The sequence below is a fragment of the Pedobacter kyungheensis genome, from assembly GCF_000812965.1.
Classification (GTDB): domain Bacteria; phylum Bacteroidota; class Bacteroidia; order Sphingobacteriales; family Sphingobacteriaceae; genus Pedobacter; species Pedobacter kyungheensis.
The window spans coordinates 208,203-229,756 of record NZ_JSYN01000027.1 but is presented as its reverse complement, the minus strand read 5'-3'; the positions used below and the strand labels follow the sequence as shown (position 1 = coordinate 229,756).

At 41.4% G+C, this 21,554-nt stretch carries 16 protein-coding genes; 2 read left to right on the top strand and 14 right to left on the bottom strand.

Features of this window, described 5'->3' with window-relative positions:
* Nucleotides 1-139: IS3 family transposase (locus OC25_RS28565; protein WP_156131529.1), on the top strand; the 139-nt coding region annotated here is incomplete at its 5' end.
* A 65-nt stretch (nucleotides 140-204) separates the two neighbouring features.
* On the opposite strand, the gene OC25_RS20700 is transcribed toward OC25_RS28565, so the two are convergent.
* The 8 genes from OC25_RS20700 to sucD form a co-directional block, all read right to left on the bottom strand.
* Nucleotides 205-2,169: an SPFH domain-containing protein gene (locus OC25_RS20700; protein WP_039479960.1), complete on the bottom strand. Its 1,965-nt coding sequence runs from the start codon at nucleotides 2,167-2,169 to the stop codon at nucleotides 205-207.
* A 603-nt stretch (nucleotides 2,170-2,772) separates the two neighbouring features.
* On the bottom strand, nucleotides 2,773-2,994 hold the full coding sequence (locus OC25_RS27700; RefSeq protein ID WP_082018673.1) for a cysteine-rich CWC family protein: 222 nt from the start codon (nucleotides 2,992-2,994) through the stop codon (nucleotides 2,773-2,775).
* A gap of 294 nt (nucleotides 2,995-3,288) precedes the next feature.
* On the bottom strand, nucleotides 3,289-5,673 hold the full coding sequence (locus tag OC25_RS20695; RefSeq protein ID WP_039479959.1) for a ribonucleoside-diphosphate reductase subunit alpha: 2,385 nt from the start codon (nucleotides 5,671-5,673) through the stop codon (nucleotides 3,289-3,291).
* Between the two features lie 159 nt (nucleotides 5,674-5,832).
* Entirely contained in the window at nucleotides 5,833-6,804 is a 972-nt protein-coding gene (locus tag OC25_RS20690; RefSeq protein ID WP_039479958.1) for a ribonucleoside-diphosphate reductase small subunit, read from the bottom strand.
* 456 nt (nucleotides 6,805-7,260) lie between these two features.
* Complete coding sequence (locus OC25_RS20685) at nucleotides 7,261-7,644, bottom strand: septal ring lytic transglycosylase RlpA family protein (RefSeq protein WP_039479957.1); 384 nt, start codon at nucleotides 7,642-7,644, stop codon at nucleotides 7,261-7,263.
* A gap of 194 nt (nucleotides 7,645-7,838) precedes the next feature.
* On the bottom strand, nucleotides 7,839-9,386 hold the full coding sequence (locus OC25_RS20680; RefSeq protein WP_039479956.1) for an arylsulfatase: 1,548 nt from the start codon (nucleotides 9,384-9,386) through the stop codon (nucleotides 7,839-7,841).
* 179 nt (nucleotides 9,387-9,565) lie between these two features.
* On the bottom strand, nucleotides 9,566-10,069 hold the full coding sequence (locus tag OC25_RS20675) for a methionine-R-sulfoxide reductase (protein WP_052266361.1): 504 nt from the start codon (nucleotides 10,067-10,069) through the stop codon (nucleotides 9,566-9,568).
* A gap of 586 nt (nucleotides 10,070-10,655) precedes the next feature.
* The gene (sucD, locus tag OC25_RS20670) at nucleotides 10,656-11,528 is read right to left on the bottom strand and encodes a succinate--CoA ligase subunit alpha (RefSeq protein ID WP_039479954.1); all 873 of its coding nucleotides are present in this window, start codon (nucleotides 11,526-11,528) and stop codon (nucleotides 10,656-10,658) included.
* Between the two features lie 582 nt (nucleotides 11,529-12,110).
* Here sucD and OC25_RS20665 point away from each other — a divergent pair.
* A complete protein-coding gene (locus OC25_RS20665; protein WP_052266357.1) occupies nucleotides 12,111-12,533 on the top strand; it encodes a cupin domain-containing protein in 423 nt (140 codons plus the stop codon).
* Nucleotides 12,534-12,766: 233 nt separating this feature from the next.
* Here OC25_RS20665 and rlmF read toward each other — a convergent pair whose 3' ends face one another.
* The 6 genes from rlmF to OC25_RS20635 form a co-directional block, all read right to left on the bottom strand.
* The gene (gene rlmF / locus OC25_RS20660; protein ID WP_039479953.1) at nucleotides 12,767-13,732 is read right to left on the bottom strand and encodes a 23S rRNA (adenine(1618)-N(6))-methyltransferase RlmF; all 966 of its coding nucleotides are present in this window, start codon (nucleotides 13,730-13,732) and stop codon (nucleotides 12,767-12,769) included.
* Between the two features lie 253 nt (nucleotides 13,733-13,985).
* Nucleotides 13,986-15,254, bottom strand: coding sequence for a C4-dicarboxylate transporter DctA (gene dctA, locus OC25_RS20655; RefSeq protein ID WP_039479952.1), 1,269 nt, complete (start codon nucleotides 15,252-15,254; stop codon nucleotides 13,986-13,988).
* Between the two features lie 8 nt (nucleotides 15,255-15,262).
* Entirely contained in the window at nucleotides 15,263-16,255 is a 993-nt protein-coding gene (locus tag OC25_RS20650) for an isoaspartyl peptidase/L-asparaginase family protein (RefSeq protein ID WP_245222108.1), read from the bottom strand.
* Between the two features lie 87 nt (nucleotides 16,256-16,342).
* On the bottom strand, nucleotides 16,343-18,112 hold the full coding sequence (locus OC25_RS20645) for an ABC transporter ATP-binding protein (RefSeq protein ID WP_039479950.1): 1,770 nt from the start codon (nucleotides 18,110-18,112) through the stop codon (nucleotides 16,343-16,345).
* 117 nt (nucleotides 18,113-18,229) lie between these two features.
* A complete protein-coding gene (truA, locus tag OC25_RS20640) occupies nucleotides 18,230-18,982 on the bottom strand; it encodes a tRNA pseudouridine(38-40) synthase TruA (RefSeq protein ID WP_156131545.1) in 753 nt (250 codons plus the stop codon).
* Between the two features lie 71 nt (nucleotides 18,983-19,053).
* Nucleotides 19,054-21,543 carry a prolyl oligopeptidase family serine peptidase gene (locus OC25_RS20635; RefSeq protein WP_039479948.1) on the bottom strand — a complete coding sequence of 830 codons (2,490 nt, stop codon included), beginning with the start codon at nucleotides 21,541-21,543 and terminating at the stop codon, nucleotides 19,054-19,056.
* Between the last annotated feature and the right edge of the window lie 11 nt (nucleotides 21,544-21,554).

The window sequence follows — 21,554 nt, the reverse complement described above, 5'->3', positions numbered from 1 at the left end:
TGAATTTAAATCGGTATCACAATTACATTCTGAAATTAGAAAGTATATTAAATATTATAATAGGGACCGAATAAGGATTAATTTAAATGGAATGAGTCCGGTGGAATACCGAACTCATTACTTTAAAAACATTGCGTAACTTCGTCCAACTTTTTGGGGTCAGTCTAAACTTACGTCAAGGCCTTTCGTGCTAATTTAACAAATTTAAGGGTTAATATTATCCCTTTTCGGTTTCGTTTTGGTTTCTACAATTTCGGCTACTGCAACCACTTCTTTACGTTTTTCAGGATCCATTAACTCCATCAGTTTAAGCCCTAATAAACCATCCATGGCCGAACCACCGGCATTGGCATTTCCACCGATCAATACATCCGGAATCAGTTTTACATTACCTTTCGATAACTCTTCGGTAATTTTGTAGCGGGTAAAGTTTTCGCCACCCAAGGCTTTAACGGCAAGCTCGTAAGCCTCGGCAGTAGATTTACCTACAGCTAAAATTTTACCTGCTTCGGCGCTACCGGTTAACGAAATTTGTTCTGCCTCTGCCGATGCGCGTAATTTAATCGCTTCAGAATCGGCCTGTGCACGTGCCTTTGTTGCCTCAGCCTCAGCGTGTGCACGCATTTTCGTAGCTTCGGCCTCAGCACCTACAGCCAGTTTTACTCCGGCAGCGTCACCTTCCGATTTTTTCACCGTTGCACTTGCAGTACGTTCGGCAATTTCGACACTTTGTTGTGCTTTTACGATATCTTTCTGCATATCGGCAATGGCGGTTTCTTTTTCCATCCCCTGGCGCGTTTCCTGAGCCTGTTTCTGTGTTTCGTAAGTCACCTTTTGCTCTTCTGCAATTTTACGGTCGGTTAAGGTTTTCATTAACGATTCTGGTGGTACAATGTCACCAATCAAAGTATCAACTGCATTTACATTGTACTCGTCAAGCACTTTGCGAATGTGCTCTTTTGCCGACTCCTGACGCTCTTTACGGGTACTCAGGAAAGCAATTACATCGCTGCCCTGTGCCGAATTACGGAAATAGTTACCAATAGTAGGCTCCAACACCTGAGAAACGAGGTTAACCATATTACCAAAACGGGCAATTACTTTTGGCGCCTCGGTGGTAGGTACGTGAATAATCTGCGCCACATCCAGGTTAAAAGGGAAACCATCTCTCGAACGCACGGTAATGGTTGACAAGTTTTTATCCAGATTGTGTGCCTCGCTACGTGCCGATGCCCAGTTTAATACCAGATTGGTTGTAGGCACCAGCTCTACCTTCATAATGTACTTGTTAATCGGGTATTTTCCCGGTCCAAGTGGTTCCAGCCAAACCCCTTTTGATCCTTTGGCCACAATATTACCATGTTTAAAATCAGCACCGGTTAAATCGTCGCCTTCTTTACCAATAAAGGAGATCACCACACCTACATAACCAATGGCAATTTCGGTCATAGGTATTTCTTCTAACTGGATAGCCCAAGGATTTAAATTGTATGAACCCGCCAGAATAACCTGCGGCTGCAAGCCCCTGTTACCACCTTGTTTTACAAAGGCATCAAAATCCTGAAAGTTATTGTGCCCCTCTACCAGCTTACCTGCAATCTGGTTAGCTTCGATTGGTAAACCATCCAGCGTAGTCACAATGCCTACCATGCTTTCCTGAATACGGACCATATCGGTAACCGAAACCTGAAATAGCATGGTGTTAATCCGGTACGAACCGGAAGTGATATAGGCCGTCTGCCGACCTCGTTGGCCACCGTTTTCGAGAAACTTAACGGCATCCTGAAAGTTATCAGACTCTACTTTTTGCCCCAAGATATTCCCTGTTGGGATTTCGGCACCGTCTTTGGCCATAATGAGTCCGATTTTACCCTCTGGAATAACCGTAAACTGCTCCATCGTTACACTGTACTGCCAGAACCACATCCCGAAATACAATCCGGGAGCCAGTGTTTTTCCCTGGAAACCTGCTTCGCCTTTAATGGCGATAATCCGCCCGTCGGGCAATTCGCGATCGGAACCTAAGAGCACGAATTTTTTGGTAATCAAGCCGATTCTGTCTTCGGGTACGATAACCATCCCGAATAGGAAACGTAAAATATATTTGTATAAAACTAAGCACAACAGTGCCACTAAAACCCACCAGTAATTTGAAATGAGCGATTCCATAATTTATATGATTTTTATGTTTTTTAAGCCTAATAAACCATTTATTAAGCATGATATAGATATCAAATGATGTGCATTGTTACCAGATTTAACACTTATTTTCAAACTATTTTTTATTGATTTTAAGGCCCGAAAGAAGCGTTAAGAAACACGATTTCAGGAGCACCAACTGCAGATGACATTTTTAGGATTTGCTTAACCAAACGCTTATAAACAGCCAAAAACGACCTTTTTCTTTTTACCTGGTGACTGCAGAAATTTTAATTGTACTTTCAACAATTAAAAGAAGAAAGGTGTCCTTTTTTGGATCTATGCATTTGACCGAATTGAGATACAGTAATTAATCAGTTTTGAATCAGAAAAGATGTATTGACATAAAAAATTCAGAAAAGCTCGGAACTGCTGTAAGCTAAACCCGATTGCACGAATGCCGATTCCTTCAATCGGCAGCAGAAAAAGCGGGACTTAAAGCAACCCAAAAGCACAGGAACTTGCTTTTCAAATGATGTTCCTTCATATTATGATATCGACACCTGCAATGATTTACAGATTCGGTTTGTGAGCCACAGACCGATAGATGCCAGCAATAAAGATCGTAAAGTATTATGCTCCTATTTCTTCCCGGTATTCCTGTTGCAGTTCGAACAGACATTTGGCACAGAGACAGCCATCGTAAAGCTCAGAGATATGTTGTACTTCGTTAATGCTAAGTTGCACCACGCTGCACTGGCATTTGGTATAAGCATTGGCCTTGCACTCTATAGCCGTTCCACATCTTTCGCAGGGAATGATTTCGTGTTTGGCGCTATGGGTATGTGCAGGCATTTTTACAGGTTCATTGGTTCAATGATTCATTAGTCATTAGTAAGGATGTTCGCTATTTGCGTTTGGCAAAACTAATGAACCAATTGCCTAATGAACTATTGAACTGAATACAAAAGTAAGGACAAAAAATAAGGTTTTGAACTTTCATTCAAAACCTTATCTATTTTATTGCTTTATCGTGAGAAGGGAGTTGACTAATTGCATTAAGATTGCTTCGTCGGCTGAAAAAGCCTTCTCGCAATGACGAGATGGGGCAGGCTTTTCGCTTTAGTCTTTCTGCTTTAGTCTTTAAGCTTAACCTGAGCAGCTAATGCAGCCTTCTTCCATCGAACAAACTGGTCCGTCGATGATTTCTTCTGCAACCTGATCTTGTGTCATTTCAGCAGGAATAACCGCCTCAATTGCTTTACCGCCCTGGTTCTCTACTGTAAATTTAACAGCTTGCGAAGCAGCTTGTGTACGTAGATAGTACATACCGGTTTTCAAACCTTTCTCCCATGCATAGAAGTGCATTGAAGTTAATTTTGAAGTGTTTGGCGCGTTTACGAACAGGTTTAACGATTGCGACTGGCAGATATAAGCACCACGGTCGGCAGCCATATCGATGATATTACGCATCTTAATCTCCCAAACAGTTTTGTACAATTCTTTGATGTAATCAGGAATTTCAGCAATCGCCTGGATAGAACCGTTAGCCAATATGATTTTGTTTTTCATATCGTTGTTCCATAAACCTAAGGCCACTAAATCTTTCAATAAGTGTTTGTTTACTACCACAAACTCTCCGCTCAATACACGACGGGTGTAAATGTTAGAAGTGTAAGGCTCGAAACACTCGTTGTTACCTAAAATCTGCGAAGTAGATGCAGTTGGCATTGGCGCAACCAATAATGAGTTGTACACACCATCTTTAACTACTTTTTTACGCAATGCATCCCAATCCCAACGGCCGCTATCTGGAGTTACATTCCACAGATCGAACTGGAATTTACCTTTTGATAACGGAGAACCTTTAAAGGTTTGATAAGGACCGTGTTTCACAGCTAAATCGTGTGAAGCCGACATCGAAGCGAAATAAATGGTTTCAAAGATATCTTTGTTTAAACGTTTAGCCTCATCGCTTTCGAAAGGTAAACGCAACAAGATAAAGGCATCAGCTAAGCCTTGTACTCCTAAACCAACGGGACGATGGCGCATGTTAGAGTTTTCAGCTTCCTGAACAGGGTAATAGTTGTGATCGATGATCTTGTTCAGGTTTAAAGTAGCCTGATAAGTTACATCGTATAATTTCTGGTGATCGAAAGCACCGTTAATTACGAAACGTGGTAAAGCCAGTGAAGCTAAGTTACAAACCGCAACTTCATCTTTAGAGGTATACTCGATAATTTCGGTACACAGGTTAGAGCTCTTAATTGTACCTAAGTTCTGTTGGTTAGATTTGCTGTTCGCTGCATCTTTAAACAACATATAAGGTGTACCGGTTTCAATCTGCGAATCTAAAATGGCAAACCAAAGCTCTTGTGCTTTAACTGTTTTGCGGCCACGGCCTTCAGCTTCATATTTGGTATATAAATCTTCGAATTCTTTACCGAAACAATCTGCTAAACCTGGTGCTTCGTGCGGGCAGAATAAAGTCCAGTCGCCATTATCTTTAACACGTTGCATAAACAAATCGTTGATCCAAAGTGCATAGAATAAATCGCGCGCACGCATTTCTTCTTTACCGTGGTTTTTACGTAAATCTAAAAACTCGAAAACATCAGCATGCCAAGGCTCTAAATAAATAGCGAAAGCACCTTTACGTTTACCTCCACCCTGATCTACATAACGGGCAGTATCGTTAAATACGCGTAACATTGGAATAATACCGTTACTTGTACCGTTAGTACCACCAATATATGAACCCGTTGCACGGATATTGTGGATGCTTAAACCGATACCACCGGCACTTTGCGAAATTTTAGCGGTTTGTTTTAAAGTATCGTAAATACCTTCAATACTGTCATCCTGCATGGTTAACAAGAAACATGACGACATTTGAGGTTTTGGTGTAGCGGCATTGAACAAGGTTGGCGTAGCATGCGTAAACCAACGCTCACTCATTAAGTTATAGGTTTTAATTGCGCTTTCGATATCTTCTTTGTGGATACCAACTGAAACACGCATGAACAAATGCTGAGGGCGCTCAACAATCTGACCGTTAACTTTTAACAGATAAGATTTTTCTAAAGTTTTAAAACCGAAATAATCGAAACCAAAATCGCGGTCGTAAATGATAGAACTATCTAAAATATCTTTGTTTTTTTCAATAATCTCATAAACATCATCAGCGATAAGAGGTGCCTCTTTCTGCGCTTTCGGGTCGAAATATTCGTACAACATTTTCATCGTACCCGAGAATGATTTGGTGGTGTTTTTATGCAAGTTAGAAACCGCAATACGCGAAGCTAACAAAGCATAATCAGGGTGTTTAGTGGTTAACGATGCAGCTGTTTCTGCAGCAAGGTTATCCAACTCAGAGGTAGTTACCCCATCGTATAAACCTTCGATTACCTTTTTGGCCACATCGATCGGATCTACAAGATCTGAATTTAAACTGTAGCACAGCTTTTGAATACGTGCTGTGATTTTGTCAAATTGCACCGGCTCTTTCCGGCCATCTCTTTTTAGTACGAACATATTTTATGAGATTTAAGTTTTATATCAAGTCGTGAGTATCAAGTATCAAGACTTAATCATCACTTTTGTAATTTTTGTTATTTAGTATCGAGTAGTAAGTATCGGGTATCAAGTAATAAGTATCAGGTATCAAGACCTTCCGCCTTCTAACCTTCTACCTTAAAAGTCTTCATCTAAAGAAAATGCCTGAGCTTTGTTATCGGCAGCGGTTAATACACCACTTTTCTGATAGTCGCCAACACGTTTTTCGAAGAAGTTGGTTTTACCCTGCAACGAGATCATTTCCATAAAATCGAAAGGATTGGTTGCGTTGTATATTTTTTTGTAACCTAATTCCTGTAACCATCTATCGGCAACAAACTCGATGTACTGGCTCATTAATTTTGCATTCATCCCAATTAAGGCAACTGGCAATGCATCGGTAATAAATTCTTTTTCAATTTCAACTGCATCGCTGATAATGCTATGCACTTGTTCTTCACTTAATTTATTGCTTAACATGCTGTACAACAGACACGCAAATTCGCAGTGAGAACCTTCGTCTCTCGAAATAAGCTCGTTACTGAAAGTTAAGCCCGGCATTAAGCCACGTTTCTTTAACCAGAAGATTGAGCAGAAACTACCGCTGAAGAAAATACCTTCAACCGCAGCAAAAGCCACTAAACGCTCTGCAAAAGTTCCGTTATCAATCCAGCGTAACGCCCACTCTGCCTTTCTTTTTACTGCCGGAACAGTATCAATGGCGTGGAACAAACGGTCTTTTTCTTCCGGATCTTTAATATAGGTATCGATTAATAAAGCGTAGGTTTCTGAATGGATGTTTTCCATCATGATCTGGAAACCGTAAAAACAACGGGCTTCAGGAATCTGAACTTCGCTCATGAAGTTTACTGCAAGATTTTCATTTACAATACCATCACTGGCTGCAAAAAAAGCTAAAATGTGAGATATGAAATGTCTTTCACCATCGTTAAGGTTTTCCCAATGTTTCAAGTCGTCAGAAAGGTCGATTTCTTCGGCAGTCCAGAAACTCGCCTCTGTTCTTTTATACATCTCCCAAACTTTCGGATACTTGATCGGCAAAAGCACAAACCTGTCTTTGTTTTCTTGTAGTAATAATTCCTGTTCCATACGCTGATGTTTTTAAAATCTATTTTTTTAACAGAGCCGACAAAGGCACGCATCCATCAATTTTATATGATGATTGTAATGTCTTTTATCAAAACGCTGTAGTGAAAGTGCTAACCCTATTACCTGACTAACAACTTAGCTTTTAGTTCGGAAAATTTAAAATTGCAATCTGAGAGATATACGCATAAATTACTAAAAACTAAGCTTTTATAATTGTTTTCAAGTGCAAGAAGTTAAAGAACTTTGTTATAACAAATATATATACGGTAGCCCTTTTTAGTGAACCAAAGTTGTTAACACCCTTGTCTATTGCTGGGGAAAAATGATCAGCTAAATCTCATTTTCAAGCCAAAAAAAAGCTAATCATTTAATTTCAAGCACTTAGCAAACAAAAACAAGTGTTAATAACTTAAATTTGAGGGGTGTTTTAAGCCCGAAATAGAGCTAAAAGGAGTGTTACTCAACCGTATAACTGAGGTTAACTTTAGCAATGCCTTTGCGGTAAATACCAATCTGTTTAGCGGCGCTTTCCGACAAATCGATAGCCAGTCTTTTAGAGAAAGGACCACGATCATTTACCTTTACAACTACTGATTTTCCATTAACCGGATTGGTTACGGTAACCATTGTACCAAATGGCAGGGTGCGGTGTGCGGCAGTAAGTTTTTTTGACCTGTAGCGGGCACCGCTAGTGGTGCGGTGGCCTTCAAATTTTCTGTGGTAATAAGTGGCGAGAACTGTTTTTTGAATACTGTCTGTGGTATTTACCGGCGAGGCAGCATCTTGTGCATTACTGTGTAAAAACAAGAACAAACTACTTAATAACAGAAGATACTTCATAGGCTAAAATTCTTTATCGAGCCCGCAAATATAAGCATTTAGTTTAAAATGAAGCTGTTAATCAGCACCTGCCCGGCAAAACACAGCTATTCAGCCCCAATATCAAAGCAGCCTTTTACCCGAAAAATCGCTGCCTATCACCCCGTCAGGTAAGATTTTTGCCTGTTGAAAAAACCTGAGGCAAGCACGATAATTTATTTCATTTCCTGCTCTAAAACCGGAATTAAAAAGCGCGATAATGCCGGAGTTCGGTGTTCCTGCTTACTGATTTTAATCATTTTTTCGACAATATCGGGATGCTTTGAAGCCAGGTCGTTTTCTTCTTTAATGTCGCTCTCCAGATTATACAAAGCCCATTTCGCATTGCCCTTAAGCATATTGAGGCGTACACCTTTCCAGTTGCCTAAACGGATAGCCTGCTGACCACCATATTCAGGATATTCGAAATACAAATAAGGATGGGTATTTTTCTGTTGCTGTCCTAACAAAGTTGGCAAAATACTGATCCCGTCAACCTCTTTGGGTGTATTTAAACCAAGCAGATCGCAAAAGGTAGGCATCATGTCCATAGTCGAAGCAATCAGATCACTGGTACTACCAGGTTTTACCTTTCCGGGCCATGAAACAATAAAGGGCTCGCGGATGCCACCTTCGTGCACAAAACCTTTACCCCAACCAAAGTTACCCTTAAACGGACCAGCACTGTTGAAAAAGACAGGATCTACACCAGCATTGAAAGCTACACCATTATCGGCCGAAAACAGGATGATGGTATTGTCATACACACCTTTCGCCTTTAGCTCTTTAATTAATTCGCCTACCTGCCTGTCTAACAAGGTAATCATAGCTGCATAGGTAGCACGCGGGTAACGGCAAGGGAAATAAGATCCATCGCCGAGAAATGGCTTTTCATCTCCAAATTTTTGATGGTAATAAGCTACCAGGTCTTTAGGTGCCTGCAACGAAACATGCGGCAATGGCGTCGGGTAGTATAGGAAAAATGGCTTGGCGGCATTTTTATCAATAAATTTCAGTGCTGCTTTGATCAAAAAATCAGGGGCATAATCCTTTTGCGCATATCGCTCGTAATTTTTCTCATCCAGGCTATCCAAATCTTTAGGAAAGGTAACTGTGGGTGCCTGAATTTTATTATCTAAAGGAACGCGGTTTTCATTTTCCCACAGGTGACCGCTATAATAGGTATGATCTTGTCGTTGACAGATATAGCCATAAAAATAATCAAAGCCCTGTTGCGTTGGGAAACCAGTGGTAAAGGGTGCACCCAAACCCCACTTACCTACCATACCCGTAGTGTAACCTGCACTTTTTAACACTTCTGCCAGGGTAACTGTCGAATCGGGTATGGGATACTGTCCTTCCAGATAAGGGTTTTCTTCCATAGCCTTAAAATCCCACACTGGCCCGCGCTCGCCCCACTCGTGGTTACCGCGGATAAAGGCTTTCCCTGAATTTTGTCCGGTCATTAAAATATAGCGTGAGGGTGCACACACCGGGTAAGCATAGTGCTGGGTAAACTTCATGCCACGTTTGGCTAAAGCATCCAGATTGGGTGTTTCAATCTTATCTTGTCCGTAACAACCCAGTTCGCCATAGCCCATATCATCGGCCAGAATATAAACAATATTAGGTTTGGATTGATTAGCCTTTTTTACCGTCTTTTGGGCAAAGGCTGTGCAAAAAGTAAATAAGCTTAGGGCGATGAGCAAGAGTTTACGTTTCATTATTGCTTCCTGATAATTGGGGTTGTAAGGTTAGTACAACTAAAATAAGGCATTCGGCAAATACTCGTATCTTTAAAAAAAGCGCAAACGATTGACCATTTGAATTATTACAAAAGCCCATAAAAAAAGGTGTATAGCCTATAGCCATACACCTCTACCTAACCCTTCTATATCCACCTTTATTTCTGATCGGGCACGAAATTCATAGAGATCGAATTTACACAATGACGGGTGTCTTTATTGGTAAAGCCTTCTCCTAAAAATACGTGACCCAAGTGTGCGCCGCAATTGGCACAAACAATTTCTGTACGCGAACCATCTGCATCTGGAATGCGTTTTACAGCACCTTTAATTTCATCGTCAAACGCAGGCCAGCCGCAGTGTGCATCGAACTTGCTTTCTGAGCGATACAAGGCCGCATTGCAGCGCTTGCAAGTGTAGGTTCCTTTATCTGTAGTATGCTCGTATTTACCTGTCCCCGGGTATTCGGTGCCTTTATTTACAATTACTCTTTCTTCTTCGGGGGTTAATGGATTCCAGTTCATTTTTTTCTTGGGTATAATTTGTGTAGTTTCCTTAGCTGGTTTTGCTTCTTTCTTATCCTGCTTTTGTGCGCAGGCCGAAAGCCCTGTAATTAAAACAACAGCCGAAACTAAAAATAGTTTATTTAACATCGTTCTCATGTTACAATATACGTTAAAGCTATAGGTTTTGGTTTGCTGTTTCAATGGTTTATAATAGTGTTTACCTCCTACTGACAAAGTATGTAGTGACATCTATTATTTACCACCTAAGATATTATTTACCACCTAAGACACCTAAGCGTACCTGAGACTTAAAGCAAAACCAAAGTAGTTAAAAAATATAAGCCAGCTCTTAGGTATTAACCACAGAGAGAAAAGAGCTTTCACAGAGAGGCACCGAGCGAATTGGTTTTAATGTTAAGTTATAATGCTCTCAACTCTGTGTGCTTGTGTTTTTCTCTATGCATTCGGTGGTAAAAACTCAGTGCCCTTTGTGCCTCACTCTGTGTACTCGGTGGTAAAATAAGTTAAAAAAATATAGATTTACCACCTAAGACACCTAAGCACACCTGAGTGTTGAAAAAAACTCAGCGTCCTCCGTGCCCTTCTCTGTGCACTCGGTGGTTAAAATGTGCGCTCTTTGCGTCAACTCTTTGCGTCCTTTGCGGTTAAACAGCGGGTAACCAAAAACAAAAAGCGCTTCGAACCTAATCGAAACGCTTTTCTTTATGTAAATTTAAAAATCTTACTTCGCTAATTCTTCTGCCATTGCAGCTCCGATTTCAGCTGGGCTTTCTACTACACGGATACCACACTCAGCCATGATTTTCATTTTAGCTGCAGCAGTATCATCAGCACCGCCAACAATTGCACCAGCGTGACCCATTCTACGTCCCGGAGGCGCAGTTTGACCAGCGATGAAACCAACAACAGGTTTAGTACCGTGTTCTTTGATCCAACGGGCAGCTTCAGCTTCCATACCCCCACCAATTTCACCAATCATGATGATACCGTGCGTTTCAGGATCGTTCATTAATAATTTAACTGCTTCAACAGTTGGTGTTCCGATAATCGGGTCCCCACCGATACCGATAGCAGTAGTAATACCTAAACCAGCTTTTACAACCTGATCTACAGCTTCATAAGTTAAAGTTCCTGATTTAGAAACTACACCTACGTTACCTTTTTTGAAGATAAAACCTGGCATGATACCAATTTTAGCTTCATCAGCAGTGATAATACCCGGGCAGTTAGGGCCAATTAAAGTAACATCACGATCTGCAATATATTCTTTTACCTGAATCATATCCTTAGTTGGGATACCTTCAGTAATACAAACAATCACTTTAATACCACCTTCGGCAGCTTCCATAATCGCATCAGCAGCAAAAGCCGGTGGAACGAAAATGATCGATACATTTGCTCCTGTCTTATCAACAGCATCTTTAACAGTATTAAAAACAGGCTTATCTAAATGTAATTGCCCGCCTTTGCCAGGGGTTACACCACCAACTACGTTTGTACCGTACGCCAACATCTGTTCTGCGTGGTAAGTTCCTTCGTTTCCGGTAAAACCCTGAACGATAACCTTAGAATCTTTATTTACTAAAACGCTCATGTATCAATTTTTTTTGTGCAAAGCTAATATTATTGACTGGAAAGTCAAACCGAAAAGCATATTATTTGCCCCGTTTTTTCAGGAAAATGTAAGGAATTGCTTTATGCCTACCAGAGGCCTGTTCTGGGCGTAGCCTATACTGTTCTGATCGAATTTATTGACGAAGGATAAAATTCTTTTTGGCACGTTGTAAGAAACAGGCCTTTCGGTTATAAACCTGACAGGAACGAGCATCCCGATTTAATCGGGATAAAGTGGATGGCAGGACTAAACGCTGCCAGGAACCACAAGCCCCTCATTTCCAAATAAAAAATTATCGCTTTGATTAAGAAATGAACAGTCCGGTTCTTTTGGCGGGCTGCAGTCCCGCTCTACGCTTTACTCCGTTACACTCCATGCCCGCTTCGATCTGGTTTAGTAACAAAGTTTAGATGCTTTTGGCAACATCCATGCAAACGCCTAGATTTACGGTTGAAGACCAAAGTAGAAAGACTAAAGACTAAAGCTTAAAGACCAAAGCGGAAAGACTAAAGACCTAAGCGGAAAGCTTAAAGCCAATAACCAGATATAAAAACGAAGCACATGAGCAACAAAGCATTAGCAGTATTATTTTTTACATTCTTTATTTCAATTGCCGCAAAAGCCCAAACAGCCGACACCAGTAAATACATTTTGCAAAATGATGTTGAAGTGGCCAAAACCGAACCGGGCACACACAACGGCGGCGGCGAAACCATAGGTTTTAATTTCTTTGCCCAGGCCAAAAACCTTAAAACCATTTTTAGAAAACGCATATTAAAACCGGGCTCTTCTATCGGTTACCACCTGCAAAAAGAAGATGAGATTTATTATGTTATTAGTGGCAACGGCAAAATGAAAATGAATGGTAAGGTTTTCCCGGTTAAACCCGGCGATGCCATTTTAACCCGTCCGGGCAGTTCGCATGGTATTGAGCCCAATGCGGGTAACGATTTGGTTATTTTGATTGCTTATGAGAAGAAGTGATAGGCAGTTGGCAGTTTTCAATTTTCAGTTAACAAGCTCTAGAGTCGGGATTAAAATAAAACAGTCGTCATTGCGAGAAGGCTTTTCAGCCGACGAAGCAATCTTAAAGCGTTCGCTAGTAGCGGTAGTTGTAAGATTGCTTCGTCGTTCCTCCTCGCAATGACGACTTATATTATAAACTATTTTGAAACGTCAGCGAGTAAACTAAAAACTCACAACTATTAACTCCAAACTTATTTCCATCCTTTAGCCCAGGCTTCCTGCGCTCTTTCATCGTGGAAAGTCCAGGCTACAAAGCGGCTGATTTTCTGTCCCTGGCTCATTTGAACGGTTCTTACCTCGAAAGCATTTACCTTAATTAAAGCATTATAAATACTTTTCAGGTTGGCACTTTTAGAAACGAGTGAGGTAAACCACAAAACCTGGTTTTTAATCTGCGCACTCTGAATAATCATCTGCTCAACAAAAGCACGCTCACCTCCGGGGCACCAAAGCTCTGCCTTGTTACCACCAAAATTCAGTACGTGTTTTACTTCCTTTTCGCCACCGCCCAGGTTTCGCCATTTTTGACGGGTACCCTGTTCGGCCTCTTTTAATGAAGAATGGAAAGGCGGGTTACAAACTACCGCATCAAAACGTTCGTTTCTTCCCACAATTCCTCTGAAAATTCCCATTTTAGAACCTTGCAAACGTGGCTCGATAGCCCCTTGTAATGATTTATTGGCCTCTACGATTCTTTTAGCTGCTTCAACTGAAAGCGGATCGATATCAGAACCCACAAAGCTCCAGCCATACTCACGGTGACCAATTATTGGGTAAATACAGTTGGCTCCAATACCAATATCCAGCACATTTACATTGGGTCCGGTTGGATTTTTGCCCTTATTGCTCGAGCCTAAAAGATCGGCAACGTAATGAATATAATCGGCCCTGCCCGGAATAGGCGGACAAAGGTAATCTTTTGGTATATCCCATTGCGAAACATCGTAATACTGTTTCAACAAAGCCCTATTTAATGCTTTAACTGCATTTTGATCAGCAAAGTCAATAGAATCGTCGTTGTGTTCGTTTTTAAAAACAAAACGTTTCAATTCTTTTGAAGTAGCGGTAAGTTGTTTGAAATTGTAACGCGCACGGTGTTTGTTGCGTGGGTGTAACTCGCTTTTCTCTTTGCGGTTATTTTGTTCTTCCTGAGCCAATATGATCTGGTTTAATTAAACATGCTGTGTTGCCTGTTTCTGCCGCAAAGATACTTAATTAGTTTGGAGTTCGGAGTTTTTAGTTGGGAGGTATTGGTTAGATACAAACTCCCTTTACTCGTCTTGCTGAACTCCCGCCTGGCCAGTCGGACAGGTGTTTCAGCACCTCTCAGAATAAAACAGTGCTCTCCAGGTATTAGAGACCCTGAAATAAATCCGATAGCTATCGGATCAGGGTGACGACTAGAGTAAACTAGCTCTCCTCTCCTTTTTCGATCATTGCTGGCTGGATGGCTTTTAAATATTTTTCCTGATCGAACTGATTTTCACTTTTAGCAATTACAATGGTAGCCACGCCGTTGCCAATTACGTTGGTGATGGCCCTGGCTTCGCTCATAAAACGATCTACACCTATTAAGATAGAAATGTGCTCAATGGGCATAATTTTCAGTGCTGTAAGGGTTGATACCAATACAATAAAACCACTTCCGGTAACTCCCGCAGCACCTTTCGAGGTTACCATCAATACGCCTAAAATCGTAATTTGCTGTCCGAGGGTTAAATCAACATGAAAAACCTGACACAAGAATATCACGGCCATAGCCAGATAAATAGCTGTTCCATCGAGGTTAAAAGAATAACCAGTTGGAATAACTAAACCAACAACCGATTTATCGCAGCCAATGCTTTCCATTTTTTGCATCATACTGGGCAGGGCCGATTCGGAAGAGGAAGTTCCCAGAACAATCAAGATCTCCTGGCGGATGTATTTGAGGTAAGCCCATAAACTGAATTTATAATACCTGCAGATCCCATTCAGCACGATAAAAATGAAGAGAATACAAGTTAAATAAACTGATCCCATTAACTTGGCCATGCCAATTATGCTTTGCAAACCATGCGTACCAATGCTAAAGGCCATACCGCCAAAAGCCCCAATAGGTGCCAAACGCATAATCACTTTCATGATCTTAAACAGCACTTTCGATATTTTATCAAAAGCATTGAGTACCACAGTGCCTTCGCCACCTAATTTATTTAAACCATAACCAAAAAGGATGGCAAATAACAAAATCTGTAAAATATTACCCTCGGCGAAAGAAGCGATAATATTGTGTGGAATGATATGGAGGAAAAATTCGGCCCAGTTCATATCCTTCGCCTGTTCGGCGTAACCGGCGATTTTAGCGGTATCGCCTACCTTAGCCGCTGTATTGGCCCCAGGTTTTAACAAATTGGCTACCAGTAAACCAATGGCAATGGCCACTGTACTCACAATTTCGAAATACAATAAAGCTTTGCCGCCTACCCTTCCTACTTTTTTCATATCGCCCATGTGTGCGATACCCAAAACAATGGTAAAAAATATAATCGGGGCAATTAGCATGCTAATGAGGTTGATAAAACCCTGGCTAATCAGCTTCGCTGTAGGTGCAAAGCCCGGAAAGTAAGCACCAACACTAATGCCGATAATTATGGCTACAATAACCTGAAAGGTTAAATTGGAAAAGATTTTTTTCATGGATTGCCTTACTTATAAATACTGACCTCAATCTTTCCATCGGCAGTTATAGCACCGCGGTACATGCCTTCGGTATTAAATGGCATGGCTATGTTTCCTTGTTTATCTAAAGCAATTAAACCGCCATCACCCCCCATTTTACCTACTTTATCCAATGCAATTTTCGATGCCTCTGCAACTGATAATCCTTTGTACTCGATCAAATCGGAAATGGTTTTGGCCACCACATTACGAATGTAAAACTCGCCCCAGCCTGTGCAAGATATACCGGCAGTTTCATTGTTACAATACGTGCCGGCACCAATAATCGGGGCATCGCCAACACGCCCGTATTTTTTATTGGTCATACCGCCAGTTGAGGTTCCTGCAGCTAAATTACCTGCTTTATCCAGCGCGACACAACCTACGGTACCAAACTTGTAATCCAGGTTTTTCACCCCAAAAAGTTCAGACTTTTTACTACCATGATCGAGTACCGCTTTGGTAGAGTCTTCTTTAATTGCCTTTTGCAAACCTTCCCAACGCTCTTTTGTCCAGAAATACTTCGGATCTACAATCTCTAAGCCTACTTCTTTGGCAAAAAGATCGGCACCTGCGCCAACCAGCATTACATGTTCCGATTTTTCCATTACTGCTCTGGCCGCCGAAATCGGATTTTTAATGGTGGTAACCCCTGCAACAGCTCCGGCCATCAGGGTTTTTCCATCCATAATGGCTGCATCGAGTTCATTGCGGCCATCGTGGGTAAAAACAGCACCTTTACCTGCATTAAAATGCGGGTCGTTTTCGAGCACATGAATGGTAGCCTCTACCGCATCTAAACTGCTTTTACCCGCTTTAATTTCCGCGTAACCAGCTTGCAAGGCCTGGGTTAAAACAGCAATATAAGCGGCCTCTTTCTCGGCACTCATGTTCTTTTTTAAAATGGTACCGGCACCGCCATGAATAACCATTACATATTTTTTCTGCGCCGAAACATTAACTGCCAAGGCTAAAATCATAAATAAGCTTAGTATTTTGAACAACTTCATCTGCTTGCTGGATTTAAGAAGCTGTTAAATTAAGAAAATAACGGGGAATAACGGCGTTTAAACTTTAGCAATCCCTTTTGAAGAAAACTGCAGATCGTAAAGCTTTTTGTAGTAACCGTTTAATTTAAGCAACTGCTGATGCGTACCTTTTTCTTTGATCTCGCCCTTATCGAGCACTATAATCTGATCGGCTTTCTGAATAGTAGATAAACGGTGCGCAATTACGATTGACGTACGGCCTTCCATCAGGTTATCAATGGCTTTCTGAATCAGCAATTCGGTTTCGGTATCAACCGATGAGGTAGCCTCGTCAAGCACCAAGATGGCTGGATTATGCACCAATGCACGAATAAAAGAAATAAGTTGCGCCTGACCTGCCGAAAGCGTAGCTCCCCTTTCCATCACATTGTACTGGTAACCGCCAGGTAAACGTTCAATAAAGTCGTGGGCACCCACTTTTTTGGCGGCATTAACCACCTGCTCCAATGTGATTTCGGGATTATTAAGGGTAATGTTGTTCAGAATTGTATCTGAAAAGAGGAAAACATCCTGCAATACGGTAGCAATGTTACTCCGCAGATAATCGAGATCAAAATCTTCAATGCGGATGCCATCGACTGTGATCTCGCCTTTTTTAACTTCGTAAAAACGGTTCAGGATATTGATTGTAGATGATTTACCCGCACCAGTTGCCCCTACCAGAGCTACCGTTTCGCCGGTTTTTACCTCGAAAGATAAGTCTTTTAAAACATAATTATCATCATTGTAGGCAAACCAAACCTTTTCGAACTTAATATTTCCTTCGAGTTTAGCAGGTTGTTGCGTACCCATGTTAGGTGTGGTTTCGTCGGTATCTAAAACTTTAAAAACGCGTTCGGCACCAACCATTCCCATTTGCAGGGTATTAAATTTATCGGCCAGTTGGCGGATTGGCGTAAACACCATGCCCAGGTACATGATAAACTGGGTAATGGTTCCAGGGGTAACATCTAAAGGTTTGGCCAGAATACTTTTTGCGCCATACCACACCAACAAACCCAAAGACATGGCCGAAATGAGTTCTACAACCGGAAAAAATATAGAATAGTACCAGTTACTGCGGATATTGGCATCGCGGTAGCGCTTGTTAATGGCATAAAATTTACGGTATTCCTGTTTCTCGCGGGCAAAATACTGCACAATAGGCACACCGGTAATGTGCTCCTGCAAAAAGGTATTCAGGTTAGAAACCTCATTCCTCACTTCCTGAAATGCCACTTTAATGGCCTGCTGAAACTTACGGGTAGCCATAATTAATAGCGGAATAGGCAACAGCACAACTAAACTCAGCTCCCAGTCGGTGTACAGCATTACGCAAACAATTACCACCACCTGCAAACTATCGCCAATCATGGAGATCAGGCCTTCCGAAAAAATATCGGCAATGGTTTCCAGATCGGAAACGGTACGCGTAATGAGTTGTCCAATGGGCGTTTTATCGAAATACTTTAACCTAAGACTGGTAATGTGGTTAAAAACTTTTATCCTTAAATCTCTAATTACAGATTGCCCTAAGGTATTGGTTAATAGTGTGTGATTATATTGAATCAAGGTTTGCAAAATCAACATAAAAACCATCAGCATGGTCATATTCACCAAGCCCGAATAATTGCCGGCTAAAATATAATGGTCGAGTGTGTATTTAATCAGGAACGGACGCACCGGCGAAATTACCGCAAGCAGAATGGTTAAAATAACCGACCAGACAAAAACAGCACGATAAGGCCTTACATATTTAAAAATACGTTTCAGTAATCCTGTGTTGTATACGTCGCCGGTAACTGCCATTTTTGTGGTTAACTGTTTAATTGTTAAAATTGGTTAACTGCCTTTTGGGGTAACTGGTTAATTGTTTAAATTGGTTAATTGCTTAGGTTGCAATTAACCGATTAACCAGTTTCACAATTAACCCAGGTAAGGGTACTCTATCTTCACTAAATACAAACCACAGGCAGGTACCGATTGCCCGGCCATACTGCGGTTTTTACTTTCTATTACTGCTTTAAATGCCGTTAAATCTATTTCTTTTTTACCAATTTGCACCAGTGTACCCATAATGGCCCGCACCATATTCCTTAAAAAACGGTCGGCCTCAATGGTAAATACCAACCCATCTTCCTCCTCTTCGAAAACAGCTTTTACGATTTTACAATTGTTGGTAAAGGTTTGCGTATTCGATTTGCTGAAACATGAGAAATCGGTATAGTTTAAAAGCAATGCTGCTGCTTCGTTCATGGCCTGAACATCTAAGTGATCTTTAATCAGCCAGGACCGGTTTAATTTAAACGGATCTTTTTCGAAATGAACATGGTATTTGTAAGCCCTTGCTGTAGCATCAAACCGTGCATGCGCTTCCTCATGAACCGGAATAATCCGCTTTGCAGCAATCTGATAAGGCAAAATGGCATTAATTCCACCCAAAGCATTTAAAACTTTGTTTTCATCTATTCCTTCAACATCAAAATGCGCATAAAAATCTTTCGCATGCACACCGCTATCGGTACGGCCGCACCCCAGGGTTTCGATCGGCTGCCTTAAAACCGTGGTCATGGCCTTATCCAACAACTCCTGCACGGTTACGGCATTGGGTTGCACCTGCCAGCCATGGTACAGGCTGCCATCATAAGCGATTTGGATGAAATATCTTTTTTTACTCAAAGCGATGCAAAAGTACTTTTTTCCTTTTATTTAGCGGGTAAGCACTTTACATTTATTCATAAACTGCGTAATTATGGCTTAGCTGTGTTTTTCTCGTCAAACTGCCATTTGTTATCGTAGAAACCTGCCAGTTTAATGCCTTTACTGCCTGCTTTGGGTAAATCAGCCGAAAACACCATAAAATCAGGAAAACCACTACCACCTGCAAAATACTGATTGGCATAGGCCGCCTTCATACCGGCAACACCAGTACTGGCTACTACCCCAACCAACAGTCGGTTATCTTTTTGTGGCCAAATGTAATAGGCTGCGAGATCGTTACCTTTCCAGCTTTGCTGACCTGCTGTAATTTGCGAGTTGTTAACCTGTATAGGGCAATCTTTTAATAAAATTTTCCAGGCGGCATTATTCCCGGCATTGCCATATAAAATGATGTTCCGTTGCTGATATTTGGCTGCTGAAAATTCTTTATCGGTAATGATGTCAACCGCCCCGTTTCCGCGGTAGTACCAACTTTCTGCATCATATTTGGCTTTGTTTAAATTGGCCTCCGCTGCTTCGGCTGTACCTCCAGTTCCCACCACAAAAACCATTTTATGGTTAAAGGCTTCTTTAAAGGTACCTGATCGTATGGGATTTTTATCCCTTGCATTGACCTGGGTAAGCATCTGCCAGGCTCCATTACTTTTGGCTAAAACCACTGTATCATTGGCACTGCGTGTAGTATAATCAATGGCTGTTAAGCTATCTAAAGTTATTTTAACTGCTGTATTTGCTTTAAAACTGGTTAATGCGAATTTTAAAGTCGCTACGTTTTCAGTTTTGCCTGTAATCATTGCCTGCTTGTTATCGCGGTTTAAAATGATGCGGCTATATTGCAAAGGCTGCTCCTGCTGCTCAATGCTAGCCCAGCGGTAGTTAGCCGAAATCCCCGGACTGGAAGTCATGAAATCGATGTGGTTTACAGCCGAATCTACCGGAATGGTGTGCCATTTAAAAAAGCTGAAAATGGCTGGCCAGTCTACACTTTGATCACCAAACCAGTGTTCGCCACCGGGATATTCGTAATAGCTAAAATCAGGATGAAAACCAGCCAGGAGCTTCTTCATTTGCCGGGCATAACTAACTGGTACTACTTTATCAGCATCGCCATGCAAAATATACACCCCAAGAGGTGTATAATTGGTCGCCAGTTTCGGCACATCGCTTTGGTTCCCCGCCCTTAACAACATGCGCTCTATACTATTCTGACTGCTATCAGGAATTTTCCCATCAGCAGAGCCATAATCTTTAAGCGAAGCATAACCGGCAGCAGGTGCAATAGCAGCCCATTTATCGGGATAAGTAGCACCCAAAAACCAGGTACCATGCCCACCCATAGAGTGACCAGTTAGGTAAATTTGTTGCGCATTGGGTTTAAACTGATTTTTTGCCAGTGATAATACTTCCAAAGCATCTTTACGGCCCCAATCTTCCCAGTTAAAGCCACGTGGCCTGCGGTTGGTGGCGGCCACTACTGTGCCCCAATCTTTAGATTTATAAGCTTTTGCCTGACCAATAGCCTCAACTCCGGCACCGTGCACCGATAGGAATAAGGCCGAATTGGGTTTCCAGCCTTTGAGTTGTGGCGTTACGGCGAAATACTGCAAACTGCCATCTATATTGCTCACAAAAGTCTGTTTATGGGTTGATGCACCATTTAAAGCCTCAATTACAATCACTTTCTCGTCTACCTTTTTATTGCCTTGTAACAATTGCAATTCGACATTGTAATTGCCGGGTGTAGCTACAGCACTTGCATCGAATTCGAAAATCACTTTGCGCATACTCAATTTCGGAATGCGTGCAACGACTACCTCACGTTGCTTACCATTCAAGGTAGTTTTAAAAAGTAAATCATTATAATCTTTTAATGAGGAGTTGCTTACGGTTACTGCACCTTTCAATATGCCATTTGTCTCATTCAGAACAATACTGGGCGAAGTCACGTCATCAGTATGGATTAATAGTTTTTTAGCATTCAAAATAATCATAGGTACAATGCTGGCACCCCGAACATAAAGCTCATTCACACCTTTCTTTAACTGAACGGGGATATTCATATAACCTGAGGCATAGGGATCGCCCATATGCGGAATGCCGTTAAAAAATAAGCTATTGCCACCAATTACATTCAAAATTGCGGTTTGCGCCGTAGGAGAAGTATAAGTAAGGTAAATATAATCAGAACCACGATCTACCCCACTCGGATTGAGAAAAGGATTGCTGGTAGTTTGAAACGCCCTTCTGGAAAAAGCACTAAAACGTCCTTTAGGATCAGCCTTAATTGCTTTCCACAATACCTTTTCGCCATTCTTACCGGTTGAAAATTCTCCGTTTTCTATCGGCGTTTGCAATTGATTGTTAGCCATTTTCCAGGCAAGCAAATCGGTATAAACTGCTTCGCGACCATAGCGGCTCCCGCTGGCTACCGTTAAAGCCTTTTCAAATTTGAGGGTATCTTGTGCAAAAGCGCTTGTTGCAACAAAAAGGCAGGTTAAAAAGAGTAAGTTTTTTAACATAAATCGTTTTA